At 59.4% G+C, this 23,168-nt stretch carries 19 protein-coding genes and 1 pseudogene; 12 read left to right on the plus strand and 8 right to left on the minus strand.

Going from position 1 to position 23,168, the window contains the following annotated elements; all coding sequences use genetic code 11:
• Nucleotides 1-340 precede the first annotated feature (340 nt).
• Nucleotides 341-1,633, minus strand: coding sequence for a PotD/PotF family extracellular solute-binding protein (locus CHH27_RS03270; RefSeq protein ID WP_094070313.1), 1,293 nt, complete (start codon nt 1,631-1,633; stop codon nt 341-343).
• Nucleotides 1,634-1,698: 65 nt separating this feature from the next.
• Nucleotides 1,699-2,691, minus strand: coding sequence for an ABC transporter ATP-binding protein (locus tag CHH27_RS03275; protein WP_094070314.1), 993 nt, complete (start codon nt 2,689-2,691; stop codon nt 1,699-1,701).
• Between the two features lie 266 nt (nt 2,692-2,957).
• Here CHH27_RS03275 and CHH27_RS03280 point away from each other — a divergent pair, with 266 nt between their 5' ends.
• The 5 genes and pseudogenes from CHH27_RS03280 to CHH27_RS03295 all read left to right on the plus strand — a co-directional run bounded on the left by CHH27_RS03280 (nt 2,958) and on the right by CHH27_RS03295 (nt 6,890).
• The gene (locus CHH27_RS03280) at nt 2,958-3,680 is read left to right on the plus strand and encodes a GntR family transcriptional regulator (RefSeq protein ID WP_247646185.1); all 723 of its coding nucleotides are present in this window, start codon (nt 2,958-2,960) and stop codon (nt 3,678-3,680) included.
• Nucleotides 3,681-3,809: 129 nt separating this feature from the next.
• Nucleotides 3,810-4,936: pseudogene (locus tag CHH27_RS03285) on the plus strand (IS3 family transposase).
• Between the two features lie 82 nt (nt 4,937-5,018).
• Nucleotides 5,019-5,132: a hypothetical protein gene (locus CHH27_RS28265; RefSeq protein ID WP_247646232.1), complete on the plus strand. Its 114-nt coding sequence runs from the start codon at nt 5,019-5,021 to the stop codon at nt 5,130-5,132.
• A 226-nt stretch (nt 5,133-5,358) separates the two neighbouring features.
• Nucleotides 5,359-5,766: a transposase gene (locus tag CHH27_RS28270; RefSeq protein WP_247646186.1), complete on the plus strand. Its 408-nt coding sequence runs from the start codon at nt 5,359-5,361 to the stop codon at nt 5,764-5,766.
• A gap of 563 nt (nt 5,767-6,329) precedes the next feature.
• A complete protein-coding gene (locus CHH27_RS03295) occupies nt 6,330-6,890 on the plus strand; it encodes a hypothetical protein (RefSeq protein WP_157738662.1) in 561 nt (186 codons plus the stop codon).
• 16 nt (nt 6,891-6,906) lie between these two features.
• On the opposite strand, the gene CHH27_RS03300 is transcribed toward CHH27_RS03295, so the two are convergent.
• Nucleotides 6,907-7,884 carry a DUF808 domain-containing protein gene (locus CHH27_RS03300; RefSeq protein ID WP_094070317.1) on the minus strand — a complete coding sequence of 326 codons (978 nt, stop codon included), beginning with the start codon at nt 7,882-7,884 and terminating at the stop codon, nt 6,907-6,909.
• Nucleotides 7,885-8,123: 239 nt separating this feature from the next.
• Here CHH27_RS03300 and CHH27_RS03305 point away from each other — a divergent pair, with 239 nt between their 5' ends.
• Nucleotides 8,124-9,026, plus strand: coding sequence for an amidohydrolase family protein (locus CHH27_RS03305; protein WP_094074486.1), 903 nt, complete (start codon nt 8,124-8,126; stop codon nt 9,024-9,026).
• Between the two features lie 11 nt (nt 9,027-9,037).
• Here the strand turns inward: CHH27_RS03305 and CHH27_RS03310 are convergent, their stop codons facing one another.
• The 3 genes from CHH27_RS03310 to purM all read right to left on the minus strand — a co-directional run bounded on the left by CHH27_RS03310 (nt 9,038) and on the right by purM (nt 12,475).
• Entirely contained in the window at nt 9,038-10,666 is a 1,629-nt protein-coding gene (locus CHH27_RS03310) for a Na/Pi cotransporter family protein (protein ID WP_094070318.1), read from the minus strand.
• A gap of 88 nt (nt 10,667-10,754) precedes the next feature.
• The gene (gene purN / locus CHH27_RS03315) at nt 10,755-11,402 is read right to left on the minus strand and encodes a phosphoribosylglycinamide formyltransferase (protein ID WP_094070319.1); all 648 of its coding nucleotides are present in this window, start codon (nt 11,400-11,402) and stop codon (nt 10,755-10,757) included.
• Nucleotides 11,399-12,475, minus strand: a complete 1,077-nt coding sequence (gene purM, locus CHH27_RS03320) for a phosphoribosylformylglycinamidine cyclo-ligase (RefSeq protein WP_094070320.1) — start codon at nt 12,473-12,475, stop codon at nt 11,399-11,401. Before purM ends, purN begins: the two co-directional genes overlap by 4 nt.
• A gap of 173 nt (nt 12,476-12,648) precedes the next feature.
• Here purM and CHH27_RS03325 point away from each other — a divergent pair, with 173 nt between their 5' ends.
• The 4 genes from CHH27_RS03325 (at nt 12,649) to CHH27_RS03340 (ending at nt 18,307) form a co-directional block, all read left to right on the plus strand.
• Complete coding sequence (locus CHH27_RS03325) at nt 12,649-13,746, plus strand: AI-2E family transporter (protein ID WP_094070321.1); 1,098 nt, start codon at nt 12,649-12,651, stop codon at nt 13,744-13,746.
• 4 nt (nt 13,747-13,750) lie between these two features.
• Entirely contained in the window at nt 13,751-14,431 is a 681-nt protein-coding gene (locus tag CHH27_RS03330; protein ID WP_094070322.1) for a DnaA ATPase domain-containing protein, read from the plus strand.
• Between the two features lie 131 nt (nt 14,432-14,562).
• A complete protein-coding gene (locus tag CHH27_RS03335; RefSeq protein ID WP_208988495.1) occupies nt 14,563-16,785 on the plus strand; it encodes an RNA degradosome polyphosphate kinase in 2,223 nt (740 codons plus the stop codon).
• A 1-nt stretch (nt 16,786) separates the two neighbouring features.
• Nucleotides 16,787-18,307 carry a Ppx/GppA phosphatase family protein gene (locus CHH27_RS03340; RefSeq protein WP_094070323.1) on the plus strand — a complete coding sequence of 507 codons (1,521 nt, stop codon included), beginning with the start codon at nt 16,787-16,789 and terminating at the stop codon, nt 18,305-18,307.
• Between the two features lie 192 nt (nt 18,308-18,499).
• Here CHH27_RS03340 and rnd read toward each other — a convergent pair whose 3' ends face one another.
• Nucleotides 18,500-19,684, minus strand: coding sequence for a ribonuclease D (rnd, locus tag CHH27_RS03345; protein WP_094070324.1), 1,185 nt, complete (start codon nt 19,682-19,684; stop codon nt 18,500-18,502).
• Between the two features lie 143 nt (nt 19,685-19,827).
• Between rnd and CHH27_RS03350 the strand changes: the two genes are divergently transcribed.
• A complete protein-coding gene (locus CHH27_RS03350) occupies nt 19,828-20,454 on the plus strand; it encodes a ParA family protein (RefSeq protein ID WP_094074488.1) in 627 nt (208 codons plus the stop codon).
• Here the strand turns inward: CHH27_RS03350 and CHH27_RS03355 are convergent.
• The gene (locus CHH27_RS03355; protein WP_094070325.1) at nt 20,451-20,744 is read right to left on the minus strand and encodes a hypothetical protein; all 294 of its coding nucleotides are present in this window, start codon (nt 20,742-20,744) and stop codon (nt 20,451-20,453) included. The genes CHH27_RS03350 and CHH27_RS03355 overlap by 4 nt on opposite strands.
• A gap of 633 nt (nt 20,745-21,377) precedes the next feature.
• On the opposite strand from CHH27_RS03355, the gene aspS reads away from it, so the two are divergent.
• The gene (gene aspS / locus CHH27_RS03365) at nt 21,378-23,159 is read left to right on the plus strand and encodes an aspartate--tRNA ligase (protein WP_094070327.1); all 1,782 of its coding nucleotides are present in this window, start codon (nt 21,378-21,380) and stop codon (nt 23,157-23,159) included.
• Nucleotides 23,160-23,168 lie beyond the last annotated feature (9 nt).

Consider the following 23,168-nt stretch of genomic DNA (forward strand, 5'->3'; position numbering starts at 1 on the left):
CAACACCAAGGGCGGGTTTGGGCTGGCTGCAGCGCTTGCGCCTCGCTGGTGTCACCACGGACAAGCGCAGCGCAGATCCGGGGCCTGTTCGCAGGCCTGCTTGCTGAAGCCGGGGAGATATTCCCGACGCGTGACATGCAAACCGCCTGCTCTTTGGAAACGAGTGGGCCCCGGGTCTCGCTCCGCTCGCCCGGGGTGACACTGGCATTTGCAGGTGCGTTATCGCGGCAAGCGAAGCGCCGAAACAGGGAGAGTTGCCGTCCACGAACACGGAAATATCCTTCGTCTTTGACTGAAAGCTCCGGGGAGTGCCTCCCCGGAGCCTGGCCTAGGTTCACCCTCAGGCGGCGATGAACTCGTTCCACTTGCGAACCATGTACTGGTTCTCGTCCATGACCGCGTTCCAGCAGGCAACCGCGCCCATGCGTTCCAGGAACGAGCCGCCGTCACGGGTGTCACCGGCCTTGGCCAGGACGTCGCCGAACGGACTTGTGATGTCGCCGGTGGCCTGCTTGCCTTCGAACCAGTAGCCCCACTCGTTCTCGTCCATGTAATTCTTGGAGGTCTCCGGCACGGCTGAGTAATAGCCCTGGCGCATCAGGAAGCCGCCGACCCAGCCGTCGAGGTACCAGTTGATGTACTCATACGCGGCTTCGAGCTCGAGGCCGGACAGGCTCTTGGACAGGCCGATGCCGCCGCCCCAGGAGCGATAACCTTCCTTGAGCGGCTGGTAGACGCAGGGAATACCGCGCGATTTGACGGCGGTGATGGCGGGCGACCACATCGACTGGATCACGACTTCGCCTGAAGCCATCAGGTTGACGCTCTCGTCGAAGGTTTTCCAGAAAGCGCGGAACTGGCCGTTCTTTTTCGCCTCGGTAAAGATCGCCATGGTCTTGTCGATCTCTTCGCGGGTCATGTTGCCCTTGTCGCCATACTGGATCTCGCCCATGGCCTCGCAGACCATGGCCGCGTCCATGATGCCGATGGAAGAGATGTCGAGAATGGACGCCTTGCCCTTGAATTCTGGGTTCAGCAATTCGGTCCAGCTTGAGATCGGGCGTCCGATCAGGTCCGGACGGATGCCGAGTGTGTCGGCATTGTAGATGGTCGGGATCAGGGTCATCCAGCCGGTCTCTTCGCCGGCGAATGTCTTGCCATCCGGTCCGTCCACAAATCCGACCGTATGCGGAGCGGTGCCTTGCGCGATATTCGACTCCGGCGTCAGTTTGCCGCTTTTGAAGATGCCGACGATCTTGTCGTAATTCTTGATCTTGCTGGTATCCATCGCCTGAAGATTGCCCGTCGGCCAGACCTTTTTGCAGATCCAGTATTCGATGTCGGCAATGTCGAAACTGTCAGGCTGGGTGGCGGCGCGTTGGGTGACGGCATCACTGTCGAGTGCGGTCATCTCGAGCGTGAAGCCAAGGTCTTCCTTCACCTTCTGAGCGACTTCATTGAGGTTCGAGACACCGGTGCCGAACTGGCGCAGGGTCACATCCTTGATGTTCTGTGCCCAGATGGTCGGAAAACCGGTGATTGCGCCGGAGCCCATGGCTGCGCCGGTGACGGCAGCGCCGCCCTTGAGTAGAGTCCGACGGCTGAGGCCGCTCTTGGTCTGCGTGTTTGTCATCTGTCCTGCTCCTGTTCCCCTCTGGAGGTATGACTGGCTGCGGGTGCAGCCGTTTAGGGCAGCTGTCAGGCTGCCAGCTCGTGCGCGTCTTCCGGTTTCCAGCTGAGGAAAACGGTCGCTCCGATTTCGATTGGATCTTCGAAGAAAGTCTGGTCCGACAGCGCTGCCGTCAGATCTCCGGCGCCGCCTGCATCCAGGGCAAGGTTGACGGTGGCTCCCAGATATTCGACGTCCCGAACACTTGCGGTCAGCAAAGCCTTGGTGTCGGCGTCCGCCTTTTTCACCGTCAGCCGGTCGGCGCGCAGCGCAACAGCGGTTCCCTGTTGCTGCAAGACGTTGTGACCGCCGATAAAGCGGGCGACGAATTCCGTTGCCGGTGCATTGAAGATGTCGCGCGGGCTGCCGGATTGCTCGATCCGTCCATCGTTCATCACGATGATGTCGTCCGCCAGGGCCAACGCCTCTTCCTGGCTATGGGTGACGTGAACAAAGGAAATGCCGAGTTCCCGCTGCAGTTTTTTCAGTTCAAGTCGCATCTTGATGCGCAAGAACGGGTCAAGGGCCGACAGCGGTTCATCCAGCAGAAGGACGGAAGGTTCCGTTATGAGGGCACGGGCCAGGGCGACACGTTGCTGCTGACCGCCCGACAACTGACCCGGCAGGCGTTCGCCGAAACTGTCCATGTCGACTAGCTGAAGGAGCTGATGTGCCTTTTTCAGGCGGACAGACTTTGCCACTCCCTTCATCTTCTGGGAGAAGGCCACGTTGTCGAGCACGTTGAGATGCGGGAAGAGCGCGTAGTTCTGAAACATCATTGCCGTTCCCCGCCGCGCCGGCGGCAGGTCGGTGATGTTGGCCCTTCCCATCAGGATGTCGCCGGAGGACACGCTCTCGTGCCCGGCAATCATCCGCAGGGTCGAGGACTTTCCGCAGCCGGACGGGCCCAGGAGGCAGGAATAGGTCCCGGCGACAAACTTGTGATCGATCGCGTCGACGGCGATCGTGTCACCATATGTCTTGGTGGCCGCAACAAGTTCCAGGTCCATGGACTTGACCATCTCCGGAGATCTCCTTCAACAAACTGGGTTTGCATGAAGATCAGCAAGCAGCGTGCCAAGGAGCAAAAGTGGCTGAATTCCGCGGAACCTTGGGAATCGGAGGGGGGAGATGAGCAATTGTATCGGTGAGAGTGCACAATAAAGCAGCAAATAAAATACGCTTTGATTAATTATTGTATACGATTTCAATTGTGGCGTTCACGACCAACGGCTAGAATCCGGACAACGTCGTCCCAATTGGGCATGCCAGGAAAATGACAAGAAGCGTGACAAAAGCAGAGCTCGATCATCGCAGCCGGTTGCATGAGGTTTTCGCCTTGCCCGACGGCCGGGCACTCGACATCTGCCTCAAGCTTCAGGCCGCGATCCTGGAGCACAGGCTGGCGCCCGGGCTGAAGTTGTCGGAGGATGAAGTCGGCGAAATCTACGGTGTCAGCCGCACCGTTGTCAGGGCGGCGCTGCAGGCCCTTGCGCATTCCGGCCTGGTTGCGATCCGGAAGAACCGGGGTGCCTTCATTGCAAAACCGAGCATCCGCGAAGCACATGAAGTCTTTCAGGCGCGTGCCCTGATCGAGCCGGCCGTTGCGCGGCTGGCGGCAGAAGCGATCACGGAAGCGCAGTTGGAAATCCTCAAGCAGCACCTGGATGCCGAGCATGCCGCCTTGCAGGCCGGGGACATGGGCAAAGCCCTGTTTCTGTCCGGAAGTTTTCATACAGAAATCGCGAACATCGCCGACCATCGCATCTATTCGGGCATGGTCCGGTCGCTGATTTCACGTTCCTCGCTGATCATTGCGCTTTACTGGAAACGCTCTGACACGGCCTGCGAAAGTCATTCGCATCATGCCTTGATCGATGCTTTCGAAAAGCGGGACGGCCTGGCTGCCGAAAACATTCAGAAGAGCCATATCATCGATCTTCATTCGGGCCTTGACCTCCGCGAGAAACAGCCTGCAGGCGCATCGCTGAGCGAGGCCTTGAAAGGTTAGGTTCTGTTGACAAAGTTGAATCCCAAATCGGCTGAGCTGTGATTCAAAACTGTCTTTTGGGAGGCAGCCTTGGTGATCATCCCCCTTTGAAGTGGTCCATCGTTATGTTTAGGAAAACGGAGGATCAAAATGGCTACGAAGCGTCACAAGCCAGAAGAAGTTGTCTCGAAGTTGCGGCAGGTTGAAATCCTTGTTGGCCAAGGTATGCCGCATATTGATGCCATTCGGCAGGTTCGTATCACCGAACAGACGTATTACCGGTAGCGAAAGCAGTATGGTGGGATGGGAACCGACCAACTGAAAGGACTCAAACACCTTCAGAAAGAGAACGAGCGGCTGCGCAAGGCAGTGTCTGACCTGACCCTGGACAAGTTGATCTTGTCAGAGGCCGCAAAGGGAAACTTCTGAGCCCCGCCCGTCGTCGAGCCTGCATCAATCATATTCGTCAGCATCTCGGCCTGTCAGAGCGCCGAACCTGTCTTGTTCTGGGTCAGCACCGGTCCACGCAGAGGAAACGTCCAGCAAGGCCTGCTGACGAAGAACGTCTTGTGGCGGATATGATCGCACTCGCCCGTGAGTATGGCCGTTACGGTTACAGGCGTATCGCTGCATTGCTCAGAGATGCTGGTTGGCATGTGAATGACAAGCGTGTTGAACGACTTTGGCGACGAGAGGGGCTGAAAGTGTCAATGAAACAACCGAAAAGAGGACGGCTCTGGCTGAACGACGGATCATTTGCCCGGTTGCGACCAGAGTATCCCAATCATGTCTGGAGCTATGACTTCGTGCACTGTCGAACCAATGAAGGAAAGGCATTCCGGACGCTGAACATCCTGGACGAGTATTCCCGAGAGTGCCTGGCAATCCGGGTGAAGCGAAAGCTGAACTCCACCGACGTGATTGACGTGCTGACGGATCTCTTCATCCTTCAAGGTGTTCCAGCCTACATCAGATCAGACAACGAGCCGGAGTTCATTGCTCAAGCCGTGAGGGACTGGATCAACGCTGTGGGTGCAAAGACCGCATACATCGAACCAGGTTCGCCATGGGAGAACGGATACTGCGAGAGCTTCAACGCCCGCCTCCGAGATGAGCTACTCAATGGGGAAATCTTATGCAGCTTCAAGGAAGCACAAACCCTGATCGAACAATGGAGGAAACATTACAATACCAAACGCCCACACAGCGCCTTGGGCTACCGACCACCGGCACCAGAAACCACCGTCCGGATGGACCAAAGCCCAGTCATGCACTAACAATCAAAGCGGACCACTCAGATGGGGCAGATCATTGGCACGTGTCGATCTGACAGACGCAGAATGGGAATTGATTGAAGCATTGCTTCCCTCAGAGCGGGTTCGGAAATCCCGCCCGGCACTGGATAACCGCCGCTATTTGAATGGCATGTTGCATGAACTGCGCGTTGGCTGCCCCTGGCGCGACATGCACTAGCGCTATGGCAAATGGAACTCGGTCTATGTGCGTTTTCGCCGGTGGGCGGAGCAAGGGGTCTGCGATGGTCTTCTGGAAACGCTGGTAGATCTCGGGCTTACCGATGACTGGCAGCATATGATCGACAGCACGACGGTTCGCGGCCACAGTCAGGCAGCAGGCGCAAAAGGGGGGACACATAAGGAGGCTTTTGGTCGATCACGCGGCGGCATTACGACGAAAACCCATGCCAGATCGGACGGTCAAGGAGGTCCTCTTGGCTGTCCTGACAGGCGGCGAAGCATCCGACTACAGCACCGTTCCAGCCCTCTTGGACATGCCTTGCCGAAAGCCAAGACTGTTCCTGGCTGACAAGGGATACGATGGCGATGCAGTGCGTCAACGTCTGCTGCTCGCAGGGATCTGTCCGATCATTCTGCCGAAGGCAAACCGAAGGTGCAAATTGCTTGCGACTTCCGGGCCTATAAAGACAGGAGCCGGATTGAGCGAATGTTCAACAAGGTCAAACAGTTCCGTAGGATCGCCACCCGATACGAAAAAACAAAGCGTCCTTCGCCGCGTTCCTCAATCTCGCAGCAGCACGCATCTGGTTACGAGACTTTGTCAACAGAACCTAGAAGAAGCACCCCGCTAAGCTTTCTAAAAACAAACCGTTGCCGCGTTTTGCCTTGCTGTTATGCCATCCAAAGATCCTGACATACATGGTCCAGCGATTTGCGCGTGTAAACGACGTTCGTAAAGCCAGATTACCTTGCAGAAAAGTACCATTTACATATGGCCAAACATCCCAAGGTTATTATCGACCAATGAATTGCGCCGGGACGAAGCCAAAGCATGGCGTGTTAGGGCTGATTCGGAGACACGCCGGTAACGGCGTAATAGTCGATATGCGCCGTATCTATTGATTTTCCGGCTAATCACGCATTGCGGGCGACTTATGTCTCGGCAATCAATTGATTGATAATGGGTGTTCAATAATGATGGAGAGCCTACGAGTAATTCTGCTCAAGGCGACACAGGCATTTAAGAGACGGCTGTCAAAAAATGAACGAAGATCAGGCCATGAACAGTGAAACTAGGCTGTCTTTGCACCTAGTTGGAAAGTTGCTTTTTGCGTCGACAACAGTTGTGATTGCGCTTGGTGTCTTCCAGGAAGTTTACACGCGCCACTTCGGGGAGGAGACACTCCTGCGCGGGATGCCCCAGATCGCACTGGACGGGGAACAAAACGTTGGAGCCTGGTATACGTCCTGCCTGATGATTGCCGCTGCGTTCGTGCTGTTTCTGACCGGCCGTGCCGAAAGCGATACGGGTGGACTGCGGAAATCCTTGCCCTGGTATGCGCTTGCCGTGATTTTTGTCGGCATGTCCATCGACGAATCCGCGAGTTTTCACGAGATCCTCGGCCAGCCACTTCGCGACAAGCTCGGGACGGGCGGTTTTCTCTATTATGCCTGGGTCATTCCGGGGGCCATTTTCGCCCTGTCGGTTGCCATTGCCTTCATCCCCTTCCTGTTGTCGCTGCCGCGTCCGGTGGCCGTGCGCTTCGTGGCAGCAGGGGCAATCTTTGTCGGCGGGGCGGTGGGCCTCGAACTGTTCGAGGGCAACCTGGCCGCCAGGGGGGAGGAGGGCTCCCCGCTCTATATGGCCTTCGTGATCATCGAAGAAGGCATGGAGATGACGGGCATTGCCCTGTTCCTGGCAACCGCCATCGGCCATCTGGGAAATATCCATCCCAAATGGCGTCTGACAAACTGAGGAGTGATCTATAGATTCAGTGCCCGCCGGCACCAGCCTTGTCTTTCTTGAACATCGAGGCGACGGGCAGAATGATCTTGGCGGTTACCGGGATCAGTGCCAGGCCAAGTACAAGCCCGAAAACGCCGTCCAATGCGGCTGTTACGGCCCAGGTGACGAAACCTTCAGCCACCTGCAGGGCATGGGCTGCGCCATGGGCGATGTCGTGAATGATGTTGTAGAGCAGCCCGAAACCGAGAATATCGGCACCATGCAAGACGATTGAGCCACCGACCCAAAGCATTGCCGCCGTTCCGACAATCATCAGGATCTTCATGAAGCCGGGCATTGCCTTGACGATGCCAAGCCCGATGGCACGAGTGGCAGAGAAGTGGCCTTCCTTGGACAGATGCAGGCCGAAGTCGTCGGCCTTCACGATCAGGGCGACGGAGCCATAGACCATGACCGTGATGCCGATGGCGACAACGGCCAGTGTCGCCGCTTCCATCCAGATCGAACCGTCCGGGATTTCGGCCAGCGCAATCGTCATGATTTCCGCTGACAAGATAAAGTCGGTCTTGATCGCGCCGGCAACCTTCTCCTTTTCCAGGTGGGTCGGATCGGGCACAAAACCTTCTGGTTCGTCGGCATCGTGATGATGCGGCACGAAGATATGATAGACCTTCTCCGCGCCTTCAAAACACAAATAGGCCCCGCCGATCATCAAAAGCGGCGTGATGATCCAGGGCAGGAAGGAATTCAGGAGAAGGCCGACCGGCAACAGGAACAGCAGCTTGTTCTTGAGAGATCCCTTGGCGATCTTCCAGACGATCGGCAATTCGCGGGCCGGAGAGAACCCGGCGACATATTTCGGGGTCACGGCGGCATCATCGATCACCGCACCGGCGGCCTTGGCGCCGGCCTTGGCGGCCTGTCCGACAACATCGTCCACGGACGCCGCGGCAACCTTGGCGATACCGGCAACATCATCGAGAAGGGCAAGCAATCCGCTCATGTCAGCTCCAAATCGGGTCAACCTTGTCGGCAGACCATAACCTGTTTTCTCTCTTTTGCCGCCTGAGTGTGAATTTTCCACAACACAGGGGCATAGTTACGACTTGTGCGCGGCGGGATTGGCGGGCCAAGCGCGTCTTAAAGGAGCTGTTTCTGCCTGTTTCCAGAAAGAGGGAGTGGCTGGACTTTTACCCGGCCTGCCATAGGTCGAGCGCAACGGCTCAAGTGGGAGAATGCGAAATGACGACAGATCCGAACCGGCGCGGGCCGGTCAGAGCCCTTCTGACGGGGATCGTTGTGACCTGCCTGGCAAGTCCTGTGGCGGCCCATGACGAGCCCATTGGTGATGCCGTAAAGGATCTGCCGCTTTTTGACGCGCACATGCATTACAAGGAACCGGCCTGGGCGCCATATCCCGTCAAAAGTGTGATCGAGTTGATGGACCGGAACGGGGTGGCCATGGCGCTGGTGTCGTCGACGCCCGATGAGGGAACGATCCGCCTCTGGGAACACGCGCCGAACCGCATCGTGCCGGAACTGCGCCCCTATCATGGCGGTTTCGGCTCGGGCAACTGGACCAAGATGGACGGCATGGATGCCTATCTGGAGGGGCGCCTTGCGCAATATCCCCATGAAGGGATCGGCGAATTTCATATTCACCGGCTGGACACGTCAGACGAAGCCCTGTTTCGCAAGATCATCGGGCTGGCCAGGGACCGGGGCATCTATCTTCATGTTCACTCCGGCCCCGAGCCGGTGCGGTGGCTCTATTCATTGGACCCGGACGTCAAGATCATCTGGGCTCATGCGGGGCTGAGCACACCGGCGCCACAGGTCCATGAGCTGATGGCCGCCTATCCAGGCCTTCTGGCGGACACCTCCTTAAGGGAATGGGACATCGCCGGAGACGGCCGGTCGCTGGATCCGGCCTGGGCGGAGATCATTTTCGATTTCCAGGACCGGTTGATGATCGGCAGCGACACCTGGGTCAATGCCCAATGGGATCGCTACGACGAGATCATGGCCTCAAACCGGGCCTGGCTGGCCCTGCTGCCCCGGTCTGTTGCGGAAAAGATTGCATACAAGAACGCCGAACGGGCCTTCGGGCGGACCGTTTCAACGAAGCAGATCGGAACCCGATAGCAGGGCGGCGGTCACTCCTGGTCTTCGTCAATTCGGGTTTCCTCTTCGACTGTAATGACTGCTTGCGTCTCGGAGTGAAGCACATTGCTGTACACCTGCAGCCGCCACAGGTGATACGAGACCCGGTGCAACCAGCGAAGTGCGTACAGCTTGAGCCAGATCGTTTCCGCCGCAAGCGTCTTCGCCGCCGCGCGGGCAATCAGCAGATCGCGCTGGCGTCGTCTCTGGCGCCGCATCAACACCCGCAGCCTGTCCAGGAGCTCTTCGCAGGCGACGGGGTCTGGCGGAGGGGCATCGTGTGCGTTTGATTGTTCGATCGTCCTGCGCAACAAACCGGACAGACGAAGAAGGCGGTGGTCCCTTGAGAGCTCCAGAATACGGTCCTGCTGGCTGCAGCGATAGAGAAGCCGGCCGAGATGGTCGAGGCTGTGATAGAGCGCTCTGACCTGGCGTTCATGCGCCGCGTCCTTCTGAAAAACCGGTATTCTGTCCAGATAGGCACGCGTGTCGGCAATTGCCTTTGCGAGCGCGCCGGGTTCTGTTTCTTCCCGCGGTTCTGCTGCAGAGTTCAGTCTTGTGCGCAGGAGGCCGATGGTTGCGTCCCTGAGGCCGTCAACGGTTTGTCGGACAAGGTCTGTGGCGGTGCGTGGGTCTTCAAGAAGAAGAGGATCCAGCGCGCGTGTCAGCGGAGCTCCCTTCGCCGGGACGATCCATTCAAGCAGGCGGGCGAAGGGACGCGCGAAGGGAAGGATCAGCACCACACCGGTCAGGTTGAAGACGCTGTGAAAGGCGACGAGGGCGATCTGCGGATCCCCACCATCGATCAGGGGCCTGGCAACCACGCTGAACGGGGTCAGCAGGGCGAGCGCCATCAGGCCGGTCATGAGGTTGTAGATCACGTGTGCGAAGCCGGTTCGCTTGGCCATTGTTCCGCCGCCGAGCGTCGCCAGGACGGCGGTGAAGGTCGTGCCGACATCCATGCCGATCACCAGGGCGGCAGCTTGCGGAAAACTGATCGCACCGGCGCCGAGGGCTGCCAGGGCGGTCGCCACTCCGGCACTGGACGATTGGGTCACCAGCGTGATCAGGATGCCGATTGCCACCAGTTGCAGCCGGCCAAACAGAGTATCGGGCGGAAAATCCGTTGGTGTCACCAGGCCGCCAAACGCGTCAAGCCCGGTCTTCAGATGCTCGATGCCGATGAAAATCAGGCAGAAGCCGGCAAGAGCCTGTCCGGCCAGCGCCGTCTTGCCCTTGAAGGCGATGCGCAGAACGGCTCCCAGAAAGACGAAGGGCAGTGCAATCTGGCCGAGATCCAGCTTGAACCCGAGAATGGCAACAAGCCAGCCCGTGAGTGTGGTGCCCACATTGGCACCAAAGATGATGCCGAGTGCCTGCGGGAAGGTCAGCAAGCCGGAGGCAACGAAGCCGACGGCGGCCACAGTTGTTGCGCTCGAAGATTGCACGATGGCGGTGGTCACCGTGCCGGTCGCTGCACCGGAAAGCGGGGTCGAGGTGAAACGCGCAAGCACCTCTCGCATGCGCTGGCCAGCCAGCGCCTTGAGGCCGTCGGTGAGAAGCAGCATACCGACCAGAAAAAGCCCGACTCCGCCGAGCGCAGACAGCACGTCCAAAACCATGAATTGAGCTTAGGCGATTTGGCTCGGCGGTCAAAGGCACCGTGTCAAAACAGACCTTTTATCCAGTTGGTTTCCGAAACCTGCGCCGTTACGGCCAGACCAGATCGCCCGTGTTTTCGGCGGCATCGCCGCTGGTCACGCGTGCGCCGGAAACCCTGACCCTGCCACCGGCGACCAGCGCAAGTGCCTTGGGATAGATCTTGTGTTCCACGTCCAGAACACGGGCGCCAAGCGTTTCCGGCGTGTCCTGGTCGAGCACGGGAACGGCCCCCTGGATGATGATCGGTCCGTCATCCATTTCCGCGGAGACAAAATGCACGGTGGCGCCATGCAGCTTGACACCTTCCTCAAGCGCCCGCTCGTGGGTTGCCAGACCCTTGAAGGAGGGCAGGAGGGCCGGATGGATGTTGATCATCCGGTTCGTCCAGGCATTGACCAGGTAAGGCGTCAGGATGCGCATGAAGCCGGCGAGCGCCACCAGCTCGATCTTGTGCGCCTTCAAGACCGCGTCGACTTCGCGTTCGAAGGCTTCCCGGTCGCCGGAAAAACCGGTGTGATCGACAACCGCGGTCTGAATGCCGAACTCTGCCGCCCGTTCCAGCCCCTTGGCGTCGGGGCGATTGGACAGAACCAGCGCGATTTCAGCCGGGTAGTCCGGGGCCAGGGCAGCAGAGATCAGGGCGCCCATATTGGTGCCCCGACCGGAAATCAGGACGGCGGTCTTTTTGCGGCTCATGCGCCAAGGCCCAGGCTGCCGTCAAAGACGACCGGCGCGTCGGCACCCGGCACGATGCGGCCGATGCCGGTGACAGTTTCGCCCTGCTCTTCAAGAACACGCATGACGGCTTCCGCTTCATCTTCGGCAACAACAATCACCATGCCAATGCCGCAATTGAATGTGCGCAGCATTTCCTGTTCTGCGACGCCGCCCGTCCTGGCCAGCCAGCCGAAAACATCCGGTGCGCTAATGCGGGAGAGGTCAATCCTTGCCGAGCAGTTGTCCGGCAGTACGCGAGGCAGGTTCTCCGGCAGGCCGCCGCCGGTAATATGGGCAAGTGCCTTGATGCCGGACGTTGCCTTCAGCGCAGCCAGCAAGGGTTTTACATAAATACGGGTCGGCTCCATCAGGCATTCGCCCAGGCTTTTGCCGGGGGCGAACGGAGCTTCGTCGGACCATGTCAGGCCAGCCAGCTCGATGATCTTGCGCACCATGCTGTAGCCGTTGGAGTGAACGCCGGAAGAAGACAGGCCCAGAAGCACGTCGCCGGCGGCAACATCCTTGCGCGGCAGGATCTCGTCCCGTTCGACGGCCCCGACGGAAAACCCGGCCAGGTCATAGTCGCCTTCAACATACATGCCCGGCATTTCGGCGGTCTCGCCGCCGATCAGCGCGGCGCCCGCCAGTTTGCAGCCGTCGGCGATACCCGCTACGACATCGGTCGCCGTTTCGACATCCAGAGCGCCAGTGGCGAAATAATCGAGGAAGAACAGCGGTTCGGCACCCTGAACCACCAGATCGTTGACGCACATGGCGACGAGATCGATACCGACCGTGCGATGTTGGCCGGTTTCAATGGCGATCTTGAGTTTCGTCCCGACGCCGTCATTGGCCGCGACCAGCACCGGATCCTTGAAGCCTGCTCCCTTCAGGTCGAACAGACCGCCGAAGCCGCCAATATCGCTGTCCGCACCCGGACGGGAGGTTGCCTTGACCAGCGGCTTGATGCGGTTCACCAATTCGTTTCCGGCGTCGATATCGACCCCGGCATCGGCATAGGTCAGACCGTTGGATCCAGAGGATTCGCTCATAAGGCACTCCAAGCTGCGTGCGGTTGGCTGTGCCAACGCGGATTACAGTCTGGCGCGGCGGAACACAAGACCCAAAACCCAACGCTTTCTCTGGACTTGAAACGAACCGGACGGTAATCCCATGTCCTGAGAAGCTGTTTTGCTTCGCCTCAATTTGCCCAGGAGCACCATCGATGACCCTTCGCCGTCAGGTCCAGTTCTGGCTGGTTTCCCTCGTTGTCCTGTGCTTGTTCCTCTACGTGTTCTCAGGCGTGTTGTTGCCCTTTGTGGCCGGCATGGCCGTGGCGTATCTGCTTGATCCGGTCTGTGACAGGCTGGAAAAGCTGGGCATGGCGCGGATGTGGGCAACGCTGACCATTCTTTTCGGCTTCATCCTGATCCTGGTGCTGTTCTTCATTCTGCTATTGCCACTTCTCGGCAATCAGCTGGCCCTTTTTCTGGAACGGTTTCCGGATCTGGTGCGCAAGCTTCAGGACCTGCTGTCTCAGTATTTCCCTGCCGACCTGGCCTCCGTTGCCGGTATCAAGCCAGAGGATCTGCAGTCTTCCATGTCCGACCTGATCGGTCAGGGAGCTTCCTTTGTCGGCAAGCTGGCGCAATCCTTGTGGAGCGGCGGACAGGCCCTTCTGTCGATCCTGTCGCTCTTCGTGATCACGCCCGTCGTCGCCTTCTACCTGCTGCTCGACTGGGACCGCATGGTGGCGCGCATCGACAGCTGGCTGCCGCGCGATCATCTGGAAGAAATCCGGGGACTGGCTCGTGAAATGGACGAAGCCGTTGCCGGTTTCGTGCGGGGGCAGGTGTCGGTCTGCGTGATCCTGGGCTCGTTTTATGCCATTGCCCTGGCGCTGGTTGGCCTCAATTTCGGATTGCTGATCGGCATGGCGGCCGGGCTGGTCAGCTTCATTCCCTTTGTCGGCGCGGGGCTCGGCCTGATCCTTTCCGTCGGGGTGGCACTGGTGCAGTTCTGGCCGGAATGGCCCTGGATCATCGCGGTTGCCGCCGTGTTCGGCGTCGGACAGTTCCTGGAAGGCAACATCCTGCAGCCGAAACTTGTCGGCGACAGCACGGGGCTTCATCCGGTCACCTTGATGTTTGCCCTGTTTGCCTTTGGATATCTCTTTGGATTTGTGGGGATGCTGGTGGCGGTTCCGGCGGCCGCGATGATTGGCGTGCTTGCACGTTTTGCCCTGAGGCAGTATCTCGCAAGCCCCGTCTACAGGGGAACACGTCCTGCTGCTGCGGGCACCGACGAACAGGTATCAGAGTAAGACCATGGCGGAACCTCCGCGCCAGCTGCCGTTAGACCTGCCACATGAAGCGGCACTGAGCCGGGACGACTTTCTGGTTGGGGGATCCAACCGGGCCGCCTTCGAGCTTCTGGAACGCTGGCCGGACTGGCCGTCGCCGGTGGTCGTTCTGGCCGGGCCTGTGGGCTCCGGCAAGACACACCTGGTCAGGGCCTTTCAGGACGAAACAGGTGCTGCGGTTCTTGCGGCACCCGAGCTGCGTGAAACGGATGTCGAGCGGCTGGCCGCTGCCCCGGCCGCCGTTGTTGAAAATGCGCATCTGGGGCTCGACAACACGGCCCTGTTTCATCTTTTGAATGCAGCCAGACAGGCCGGCAAGACCGTCCTGATCACCAGCCGCACCTGGCCGGCAAGCTGGAAAATCACTCTGCCGGATCTGATGTCGCGGCTGAGAGCCGCAACACCGGTGGAAATTCTGGAGCCGGACGATGATCTTCTGCGCCGGGTCCTGGTGAAACTTTTTGCAGACCGTCAGATCTCCGTCGATCTGAATGTGGTTGACTATCTGGTCGTGCGCATGGAGCGGTCGCTGGAAGTTGCCCTGCGTGCCGTAGAAGCCATTGATCAGGAGGCACTTGCGGGTCGTGTCAAGATCACAAAACCTCTGGCTGGCCGGGTTCTGGAAAATGTGCATAAAGGCCAGTAATCGGCAGGTCAGCCATAGAACTGTCATTTGACCTGCTGTGAGTCCATGATAGTGACGGCTAGACGAGGCTGTGGCAGGTCCGGGCGGCCATGCGGTGCTGACTGTCAGCGGTCGGAAGAAGGGAAGACACCATGAATGAAACTCCTGATCTTTCTGCCATTCTGCCCGCTTCCACGATGCCGCCAGACCAGAACGGGCAACAGGCTGACCTGACCGTCGACGGCGGGCTTGCGCAGTCGCCGGCGCGGTTCATGAACCGGGAACTGTCCTGGTTGCAGTTCAACCTGCGTGTTCTGGAAGAGGCGATGAATGCCAATCATCCGCTTCTGGAACGGGTTCGGTTTCTATCTATTTCGGCGAACAATCTGGACGAATTTTTCATGGTCCGTGTCGCCGGTCTGCGCGGTCAGCAGCGCGCGGACGTGACCAATCTCTCCGATGACGGCCTGACACCCACCGAACAGCTGCAGAAAATCAGCGAGGCCGTGCGTGACCTGCAGGCCTCCCAGCAGAAGATCTGGGTAGACCTGCGCCGCGAGATTGCCGAAAAAGGTGTGGAGATCCTGCATGGAGACACGCTCGGCGCGGACGAGAAGGACTGGCTGCAGGACTATTTCCTCAACTACGTCTTCCCGGTTCTGACGCCGCTGGCGCTTGATCCGGCACACCCGTTCCCGTTCATCCCCAATCTGGGCTTTTCGATCGTCTTCGAACTGGTGCCGAGTTCCGGCGGCCGCGGCATGATCGCGCTTCTGCGCATTCCCAACCAGGTCGACCGGTTCGTGCAATTGCCAAATGGCGCGGACGGCGCGGCGCGTTTCATTTCAATCGAAAAAGTCGTCAGCCTGTTCATTGGGCGTCTGTTTCCGGGGTACGAGATCCGCGGCAAGGGCGCCTTCCGTGTGATCCGCGACAGCGATCTGGAAATCGAGGAAGAAGCGGAAGATCTCGTTCGTCTGTTCGAAAGTGCCTTGAAACGACGCCGGCGGGGATCCGTGATCCGGCTGGAAATCCAGGACACGACACCACCCGCATTGCTGGAATTTGTAGCCGATGCCCTGGATGTGGGCGAGAGCGAGATCTTTCTGGCCAACGGCCTGCTGGCGCTGAACAACCTGTCGCAGATCGTCGACCTTGAGCGCTCCGATCTGAAATTCGAACCCTATTCGGCACGGTTCCCGGAGCGGATCCGAGAACATGGGGGCGACTGTCTGGCGGCGATCCACCAGAAGGACATCATCGTTCACCATCCGTATGAATCCTTTGATGTGGTGGTGCAGTATCTGCGTCAGGCGGCCCGCGACCCAGATGTGGTTGCCATCAAGCAGACGCTCTACCGCACTTCCAACAATTCGCCGATCGTGAAGGCACTGGCGGAAGCTGCCGAAGCGGGCAAGTCCGTGACGGCCCTGGTGGAGCTGAAAGCCCGCTTCGACGAAGCCGCGAACATCAAGTGGGCGCGCGATCTGGAGCGGGCCGGTGTGCAGGTGGTGTTCGGCTTCATCGAACTGAAGACGCACTCCAAGCTCTCCATGGTGATCAAGCGTGAACACGGCCAGCTGAAGACCTACTGCCATATCGGCACCGGCAACTACCATCCGATCACGGCGCGGATCTATGAGGATCTGTCCTTTTTCACCGATGATCCGGGCATTGCCGAGGACGCGGCCCGGGTGTTCAACTTCATCACCGGCTATGCCCAGCCTGCTGAGCTCAACCATCTGATGGTGTCTCCGGTCAATCTGCGCCAGCGCATGCTGGAAATGACCGAAGCGGAGATCGAACACGCAAGGGCAGGGCGTCCGGCGCAGATCTGGATGAAGATGAACTCCCTGGTCGATCCGGAGATCATCGACGCGCTCTACAAGGCGAGCCAGGCTGGCGTGCAGATCGATCTTGTCATTCGCGGGATCTGTTGTCTTCGCCCGGGCATTCCCGGCCTGTCAGAGAACATCCGGGTGAAGTCGATTGTCGGCCGGTTCCTGGAACACTCCCGCATCTTCTGCTTCGGCAACGGGCAGGGACTGCCGTCACCGGAGGCCCATGTCTATATCGGCTCCGCCGACCTGATGCCGCGCAACATCGACCGCCGGGTGGAAGTGCTGACACCGCTCCTGACGGCAACCGTGCACGAACAGGTGCTCGACCAGATCATGGTCGCGAATTTAAAAGACAATCAACAAAGCTGGCGCATCCTTGCCGATGGCAGCCATGAACGGATTGTGCCGGGCGCAAATGAAGAACCGTTCAATGCGCACCAGTATTTCATGACGAACCCCTCATTGTCGGGCCGGGGCAAGTCGTTGAAGAGTGATCGCCCGAAGCCGTTCCTGGAACGGCAAAAACGAGGCTAAAATGGCTGGGAATTTCAAGCCCGCGCGTGGCCGTCTCAATGGGACAGGGCCGGTTGCCGTCGTGGATATCGGTTCTAACTCCGTGCGTCTGGTGATTTACGAACGCAAGGCGCGCACACCGACCATGCTGTTCAACGAGAAGCTTCTGGCCGGTCTCGGTCGTGGTATTGCCGCCACCGGCCGTCTGGCCGATGAATCCGTGTCTCTGGCTCTGGGAGAGCTGAGCCGGTTCAAGGCCCTGATCGAACACACCGGTTGCCAGGAACTCTATATCGTCGCGACCGCGGCTGCGCGTGACGCGGAAAACGGACCGGAATTCGTCCGGGAGGTCGAGCGCCAGCTGAATGCGCCCGTGCGCATCCTGGACGGTGGCGAAGAAGCCTATTACTCCGCCCTGGGTGTGATTGCCGGTTTCTGGCAGCCGCGCGGTATCGTTGGCGACATGGGGGGCGGCAGTCTGGAACTTGTCGAAATCGCCGACAAGAAACCCGGAACGGGCGCAACGTTTCCGCTTGGTGGCTTGCGGCTGTCCGAAGAAGCGGACGGCAAGATCGCCAAGGCGCAGAAGATTACCGAACAGGCACTGCAGGGATACGAGTGGCCGGACCTGGTGCCGGGTGAGCGGACCTTCTATGCGGTCGGAGGCACCTGGCGATCTCTCGGCCGGCTTCACCTGATGCAGAACGATTACCCGCTGCACGTGATGCACAATTACGAGATGAGCGCAGACGAGGCGATCGCGTTCTGTCGCAAGATCGCCGTCCCCAATCTCGAAGGCATCGAGATGGCGGAAGTTGTCTCGAAACAGCGCCGTCCTCTTGTGCCGATCGGTGCGGTGGTTCTGGAGCAGGTGCTGACCTCGATGAAGGCCGAGCGCCTCGTTTTCTCGGCGACCGGTGTGCGCGAGGGGCTGCTGCACGAAAAGCTGCCTGAGGACATGCAGGATCATGACCCGGTCATCGAAGCCGCGCGCGAACTCTGCACCCTGCGGGCACGATCGCCGGACCACGCCGAGGAGCTGATCGTCTGGACAGACAAGCTGTTCGGTGAACTCGGCATCGAGGAAACGGCCAATGAAACCCGTCTGCGCCACGCTGCCTGCCTGCTGTCAGACATCGGCTGGCGGGCGCATCCGGACTATCGCGGCGAGCAGAGCCTGAACATCATTTCCAACGCCTCCTTTGTCGGGCTGGATCATGCCAGCCGCGCCTATCTGGCGGCAGCGGTGTTCTACCGGCACCAGGGCCTGCGCGAAGGAGCCCTGTCGCCCGTGATCCGGGAACTGTTCACCGATCGCCTGCGGATCCGGGCCAAGGTGCTTGGCGCGACCATGCGTGTTGCGTCGCTGTTGAGCGCCTCGATCGCCGGCATGCTGCCGCAAGTCGGTATTTCGAACACCGGTGATGGCCTGAGACTTGAACTCGGCAAGGGCCTGGCAAGCCTGGATGGCGACCGCCTGCGCAAGCGGGTCAGCCAGTTGGCCCGGGTCATTGAGGTCGATGTTGCGGTGACGGCGGGGTAGGGGCGGCACCTTGCTGCAACCAGGGCAAAAGACAAACCACTCAACATCATCCTGAGGAGAACCCTCAGGTCTGTATCAAAGGATCTGCCGCTTGCGCCAGCGCAGGCAACTGATCCGTGGAGCGCACGCTCTGCGCGCTCCTCATGATGACGTCTTGGAAGATGGTGCAGCGCTGGCGAAAGCCCGGAAGTTCTATTCGGCCGCCTGCGTCTTCATTTCCCCCTGCACCGGTTGGTCCAGAGCAACGATCTGCCGGTTCTGGAAGGCGAGGGCGACTTCGCCGCGTTTCAGCTTCAGGGCCGTTTCGCCGAAGAGTTCCCGGCGCCACCCCTTGAGGGCCGCGACATCGGCATTGTCATCCGCTGCAATCTTTTCCAGGTCGTCGACCGTGGCGATCACCTTGGCGGCAACACCGTTGGCTTCGCTGACGAGTTTCAGAAGCACCTTGAGAAGGTCGACGGCGGCTGCAGAGCCATCAGGCGCCTGCCGCCCCTTGGGCAGTTTCGGCAGGTCCTTCTTCGGCACGGCAAGTGCACGTTTGACGGCTTTCAGAATTTCGTCGGCAGCCTTCGACCGCTCGAATCCGCGCGGGATCGTCCGCAGCCGGCCAAGCGATTCCGTATCCTGCGGCTGCTGGGCGGCCAGTTCGTAGATGGCATCGTCCTTGATCACGCGGCTGCGGGGCACATCCCGGGACTGGGCCTCGTGTTCGCGCCAGGCGGCGACTTCCATCATGACCGCCAGCTCGACCGGCTTGCGCACGCGCAGCTTCAGGCGTTTCCAGGCCTGCTCGGGATCGGTGCGGTAGGTGGTCACGGACGTGAGCACCTGCATTTCATCTTCAACCCAGTGGCTGCGATTCTGTTCCGCCAGATTGGCTTTCAGGAACTGGTAGGCGTCGCGCAGATGGGTCACATCCGCGAGCGCATAGTCGAGCTGTTTCGCTGTCAGCGGGCGACGCGCCCAGTCGGTGAAGCGAGACGACTTGTCGATGCGCGCACCGGTCACCTTGTAGACCAGCTGGTCATAGGAAATGCTGTCGCCAAAGCCGCAGACCATGGCCGCAACCTGGGTGTCGAACAGTGGCGCCGGGATAAGCTCGCCCAGGTGATAGATGATTTCGATGTCCTGGCGCGCCGCGTGGAACACTTTTGTCACACTGGCGTCGCGCATCAGGTCGAAAAAGGGTTGAAGGTCAAGCCCTTCGGCCAGCGCATCGACAATGAATGCCATGTCCGGCCCTGCCATCTGAATGACACAGAGCTTGGGCCAGAAGGTGGTTTCACGGAGGAATTCCGTGTCCACGGTTACATAGTCATGGGCGGCAAGGCGCTGGCACGCAGCGGCGAGATCTTTTGTTTTTGTAATCACATGCATGGTGACGCAAAGCTATACCCGAGTTCTGCCCCTTTGTCGCCACGAAATGGTAATTTTCGGCGCAGCGACTCTTGAAAAGGCGCAAAATGTGCGCCTATGTTGGGCGGTGGCAGGGAAAGACGTGGTCGACGAAGGGAGCGGTAATGCGCAAGATACTGGTGGTGAATTCCAAGGGCGGTTGCGGCAAGACAACACTTGCCACGAATCTCGCCGTTGCCCTGGCCGCGCGCGGAGAAGATGTTGCGCTGGCTGATGCCGACCGCCAGAAATCGTCGCTCTCCTGGGTCAAGCGCCGCCCGAAATCGCTGACACCGATCGAGGGTCTGAACTGGACCAAGGAAGACAGTATCGGCGACAAGGACAAGAAGCTCGACGCGATTGTCATCGATGGTCCCGGCGGTCTGCGCTCCGAGCTCGCCAAGAACCTGATCGCCGAAGCCTCCGACATCATCGTACCGGTGCTGGCCTCTGCGTTTGACTGGGATGCGACGCTGAAATTTCTCGACGGCATTTCCGACATCAAACGGGTGCGCAAGGGCAAGGCGGACATCTTCGTCGTCGCCAACCGCATCAACAAGCGTTCGACCCAGGTGGGGGACCTCGAACAGACCTTCGCCAAAAAGGGCTTTCCGCTGCTCGCACGCATATCCGACAGAGTGCTCTACGCCCGACATGCGGCCGCCGGCTCCGGCGTTTTCGACTATTCGGATTCCAAGTCGCACGAGATCCGCGGGCAATGGCATCCGTTGCTGCAGGCGGTAGACAGTTAGCCGGCAGACAACCTGTCGGCCAACTGCCTGAACTCTTTCGCGGTGAGCCCGGTCAGGGTTGGCATTTCCCGATCGAAAAACTTGTCGTCCTCAAGCGCGTGAAAAATCAAGGCGCGCAGAGCCTGCCACTCGCTGGCGCTGATCGCCGGCACCGGTGTTTCTTCCGAAACGGCATTGCAAAGTCTATCGGCAACGCGATTCACATTCGTGGTCGCCAGCACGATCTCGGTCTCGTTTTCCAGTGCCAGCAGCGTGTCGCGAAGTTTCGCGGAAACGGCTTCTCTCGTCATTCTGTTCCTGCTCCGGAAGCGCCGGGTGTGGCAATTTGTTTGCAAAATATATGCTCAAGGTCGTCTCCTTCGATCATTTCCCTGAAAGCATTGCTGATTGTTTCAGGTGCTAGAATCGAAATGACAAGCCATTCGGATCATAGACGTAATCCGGCCGGTCAGGCTTCATGATCGTTTGGCGCACTTTCTCAAACGAGTAGACCGTACCGCCATGATCACTGACGCTGACTCTGACGAAAACATCAGTGTTATCGTTCACGGGGACGAAGATGTCGTGGTAGGAAAAGATCCCGACCTGTTTTTCGTTCGCCGTGATTGTAAGATCTTTCTTTTTTGGTCAGCCTTGGACCGTTGGGGAAGCGATTGCTCTGAACATCATAGCAACGTGTGAGACGGTGCCGGCCGGGTACCGTTAAGGTTTCCGAGGTGAGCCTTTTGTGAAGTTGGCGCAATCGAAACCCGAAATCTGACTGGCGACACGGCAACAGCCGGAAACAATCGGCGCCCGATCAAGCCTCCCGCAAGCCTCTCCCTTGACTTTCGCTTCGCAACATGGCTTGTGCAGCCCGACACGGCCTGCCTCCGGCGGGCCGTAATGATTTTCTATGCCAAGAAGAATACCGAGGATTTAGAATGCACCCCTACCGTAGTCACACGTGCGGTGATCTCCGTCTGTCCGACGAAGGCCAGACCATCCGTCTTTCCGGCTGGGTTCACCGGGTTCGAGATCATGGCGGGGTGCTGTTCATTGATCTGCGCGACCATTATGGCGTCACCCAGTGTGTGGTTGATCCGGATTCGGCCGCTTTTGGTCTGGCTGAAACCGTTCGTTCCGAGTGGTGTATCCGCATTGACGGCAACGTGAAACAGCGCACGCCGGAAACGGTCAACAAGGACCTGCCGACCGGTGAAATCGAAGTCTTCATCCGCGACATGGAAGTGCTTGGATCGGCCAAGGAATTGCCGCTGCCGGTGTTCGGCGAGCTGGACTACCCGGAAGAGGTGCGCCTGAAGTACCGCTTCCTGGATCTGCGCCGCGAAAAGCTGCACAACAACATGATCCTGCGCTCCAACGTCGTGCGCGATCTGCGCGACCGCATGTGGGAGATCGGTTTCAACGAGTTCCAGACGCCGATCATCACGGCGTCCTCGCCGGAAGGCGCGCGTGACTTCCTGGTGCCGTCCCGTCTGCATCCGGGCAAGTTTTATGCGCTGCCCCAGGCGCCGCAGCAGTTCAAGCAGCTGCTCATGGTCTCCGGCTTCGACAAGTATTTCCAGATCGCGCCGTGTTTCCGCGACGAGGACCCGCGTGCCGACCGTTCGCCGACCGATTTCTACCAGCTCGACATGGAAATGTCCTTTGTCACGCAGCAGGAGGTCTTCGACACGATCGAGCCGGTGATCGCCGGTTGCTTCGAGCGGTTCGGCAACGGCCGCCCGGTCAACCGCAACTGGCCGCAGATCTCCTACAAGGACAGTGCTCTCTGGTACGGCACCGACAAGCCGGACTTGCGCAACCCGATCAAGATGCAGATCGTGTCCGAGCATTTTGCCGGCTCCGGCTTTGCCATCTTCGCCAACCTCCTGGAACAGCCGGGTACCGAGATCCGCGCCATTCCGGCGCCGAAGGGCGGCAGCCGCAAGTTCTGCGACCGCATGAACAAGTTCGCGCAGGGCGAAGGCCTTCCGGGCATGGGCTATATCTTCTGGCGCAAGGCCGAGGACGGCTCGACGGAAGCCGCGGGCCCGCTCGCCAAGAACATCGGTCCGGAACGCACCGAAGCCATCCGCCAGCAGCTCGGCCTGGAAGAGGGCGACGCGGCGTTCTTCCTCGGTGGCAAGCCGAAGCAGTTCACGGCCGTGGCCGCCAAGGCGCGGGTCATCATCGGCGAAGAACTCGGCCACACCGACAAGGACCGGTTCGAATTTGCCTGGATCGTCGACTTCCCGATCTACGAACGGGATGAGGAAACCGGCGAGATCGACTTCGAGCACAACCCGTTCTCCATGCCCCAGGGTGGCATGGAAGCGCTGGAAGGCGATCCGCTTGACGTTCTTGGCTTTCAGTACGACCTGTCCTGTAACGGTCACGAGCTGGTGTCCGGAGCGATCCGGAACCACAAGCCGGAAATCATGTACAAGGCCTTCGAAATCGCCGGCTACCCGAACGAGGAAGTCGACAAGCGTTTCGGCGGCATGGTCAACGCGTTCCAGTATGGCGCCCCGCCGCATGGTGGCTGCGCGGCCGGTATCGACCGCATGGTGATGCTGCTCGCAGACGAGGCCAACATTCGTGAGGTCATGCTGTTCCCGATGAACCAGAAGGCCGAAGACCTGATGATGGGGGCGCCCAACGAGGCGACGGCGGCTCAGCTTCGCGATTTGCATTTGCGGCTGAACCTGCCGGAAGCGTAAACTGGGGCC

The sequence above is a fragment of the Labrenzia sp. VG12 genome (assembly GCF_002237595.1).
In the GTDB taxonomy this organism is placed as follows: Bacteria; Pseudomonadota; Alphaproteobacteria; order Rhizobiales; family Stappiaceae; genus Roseibium.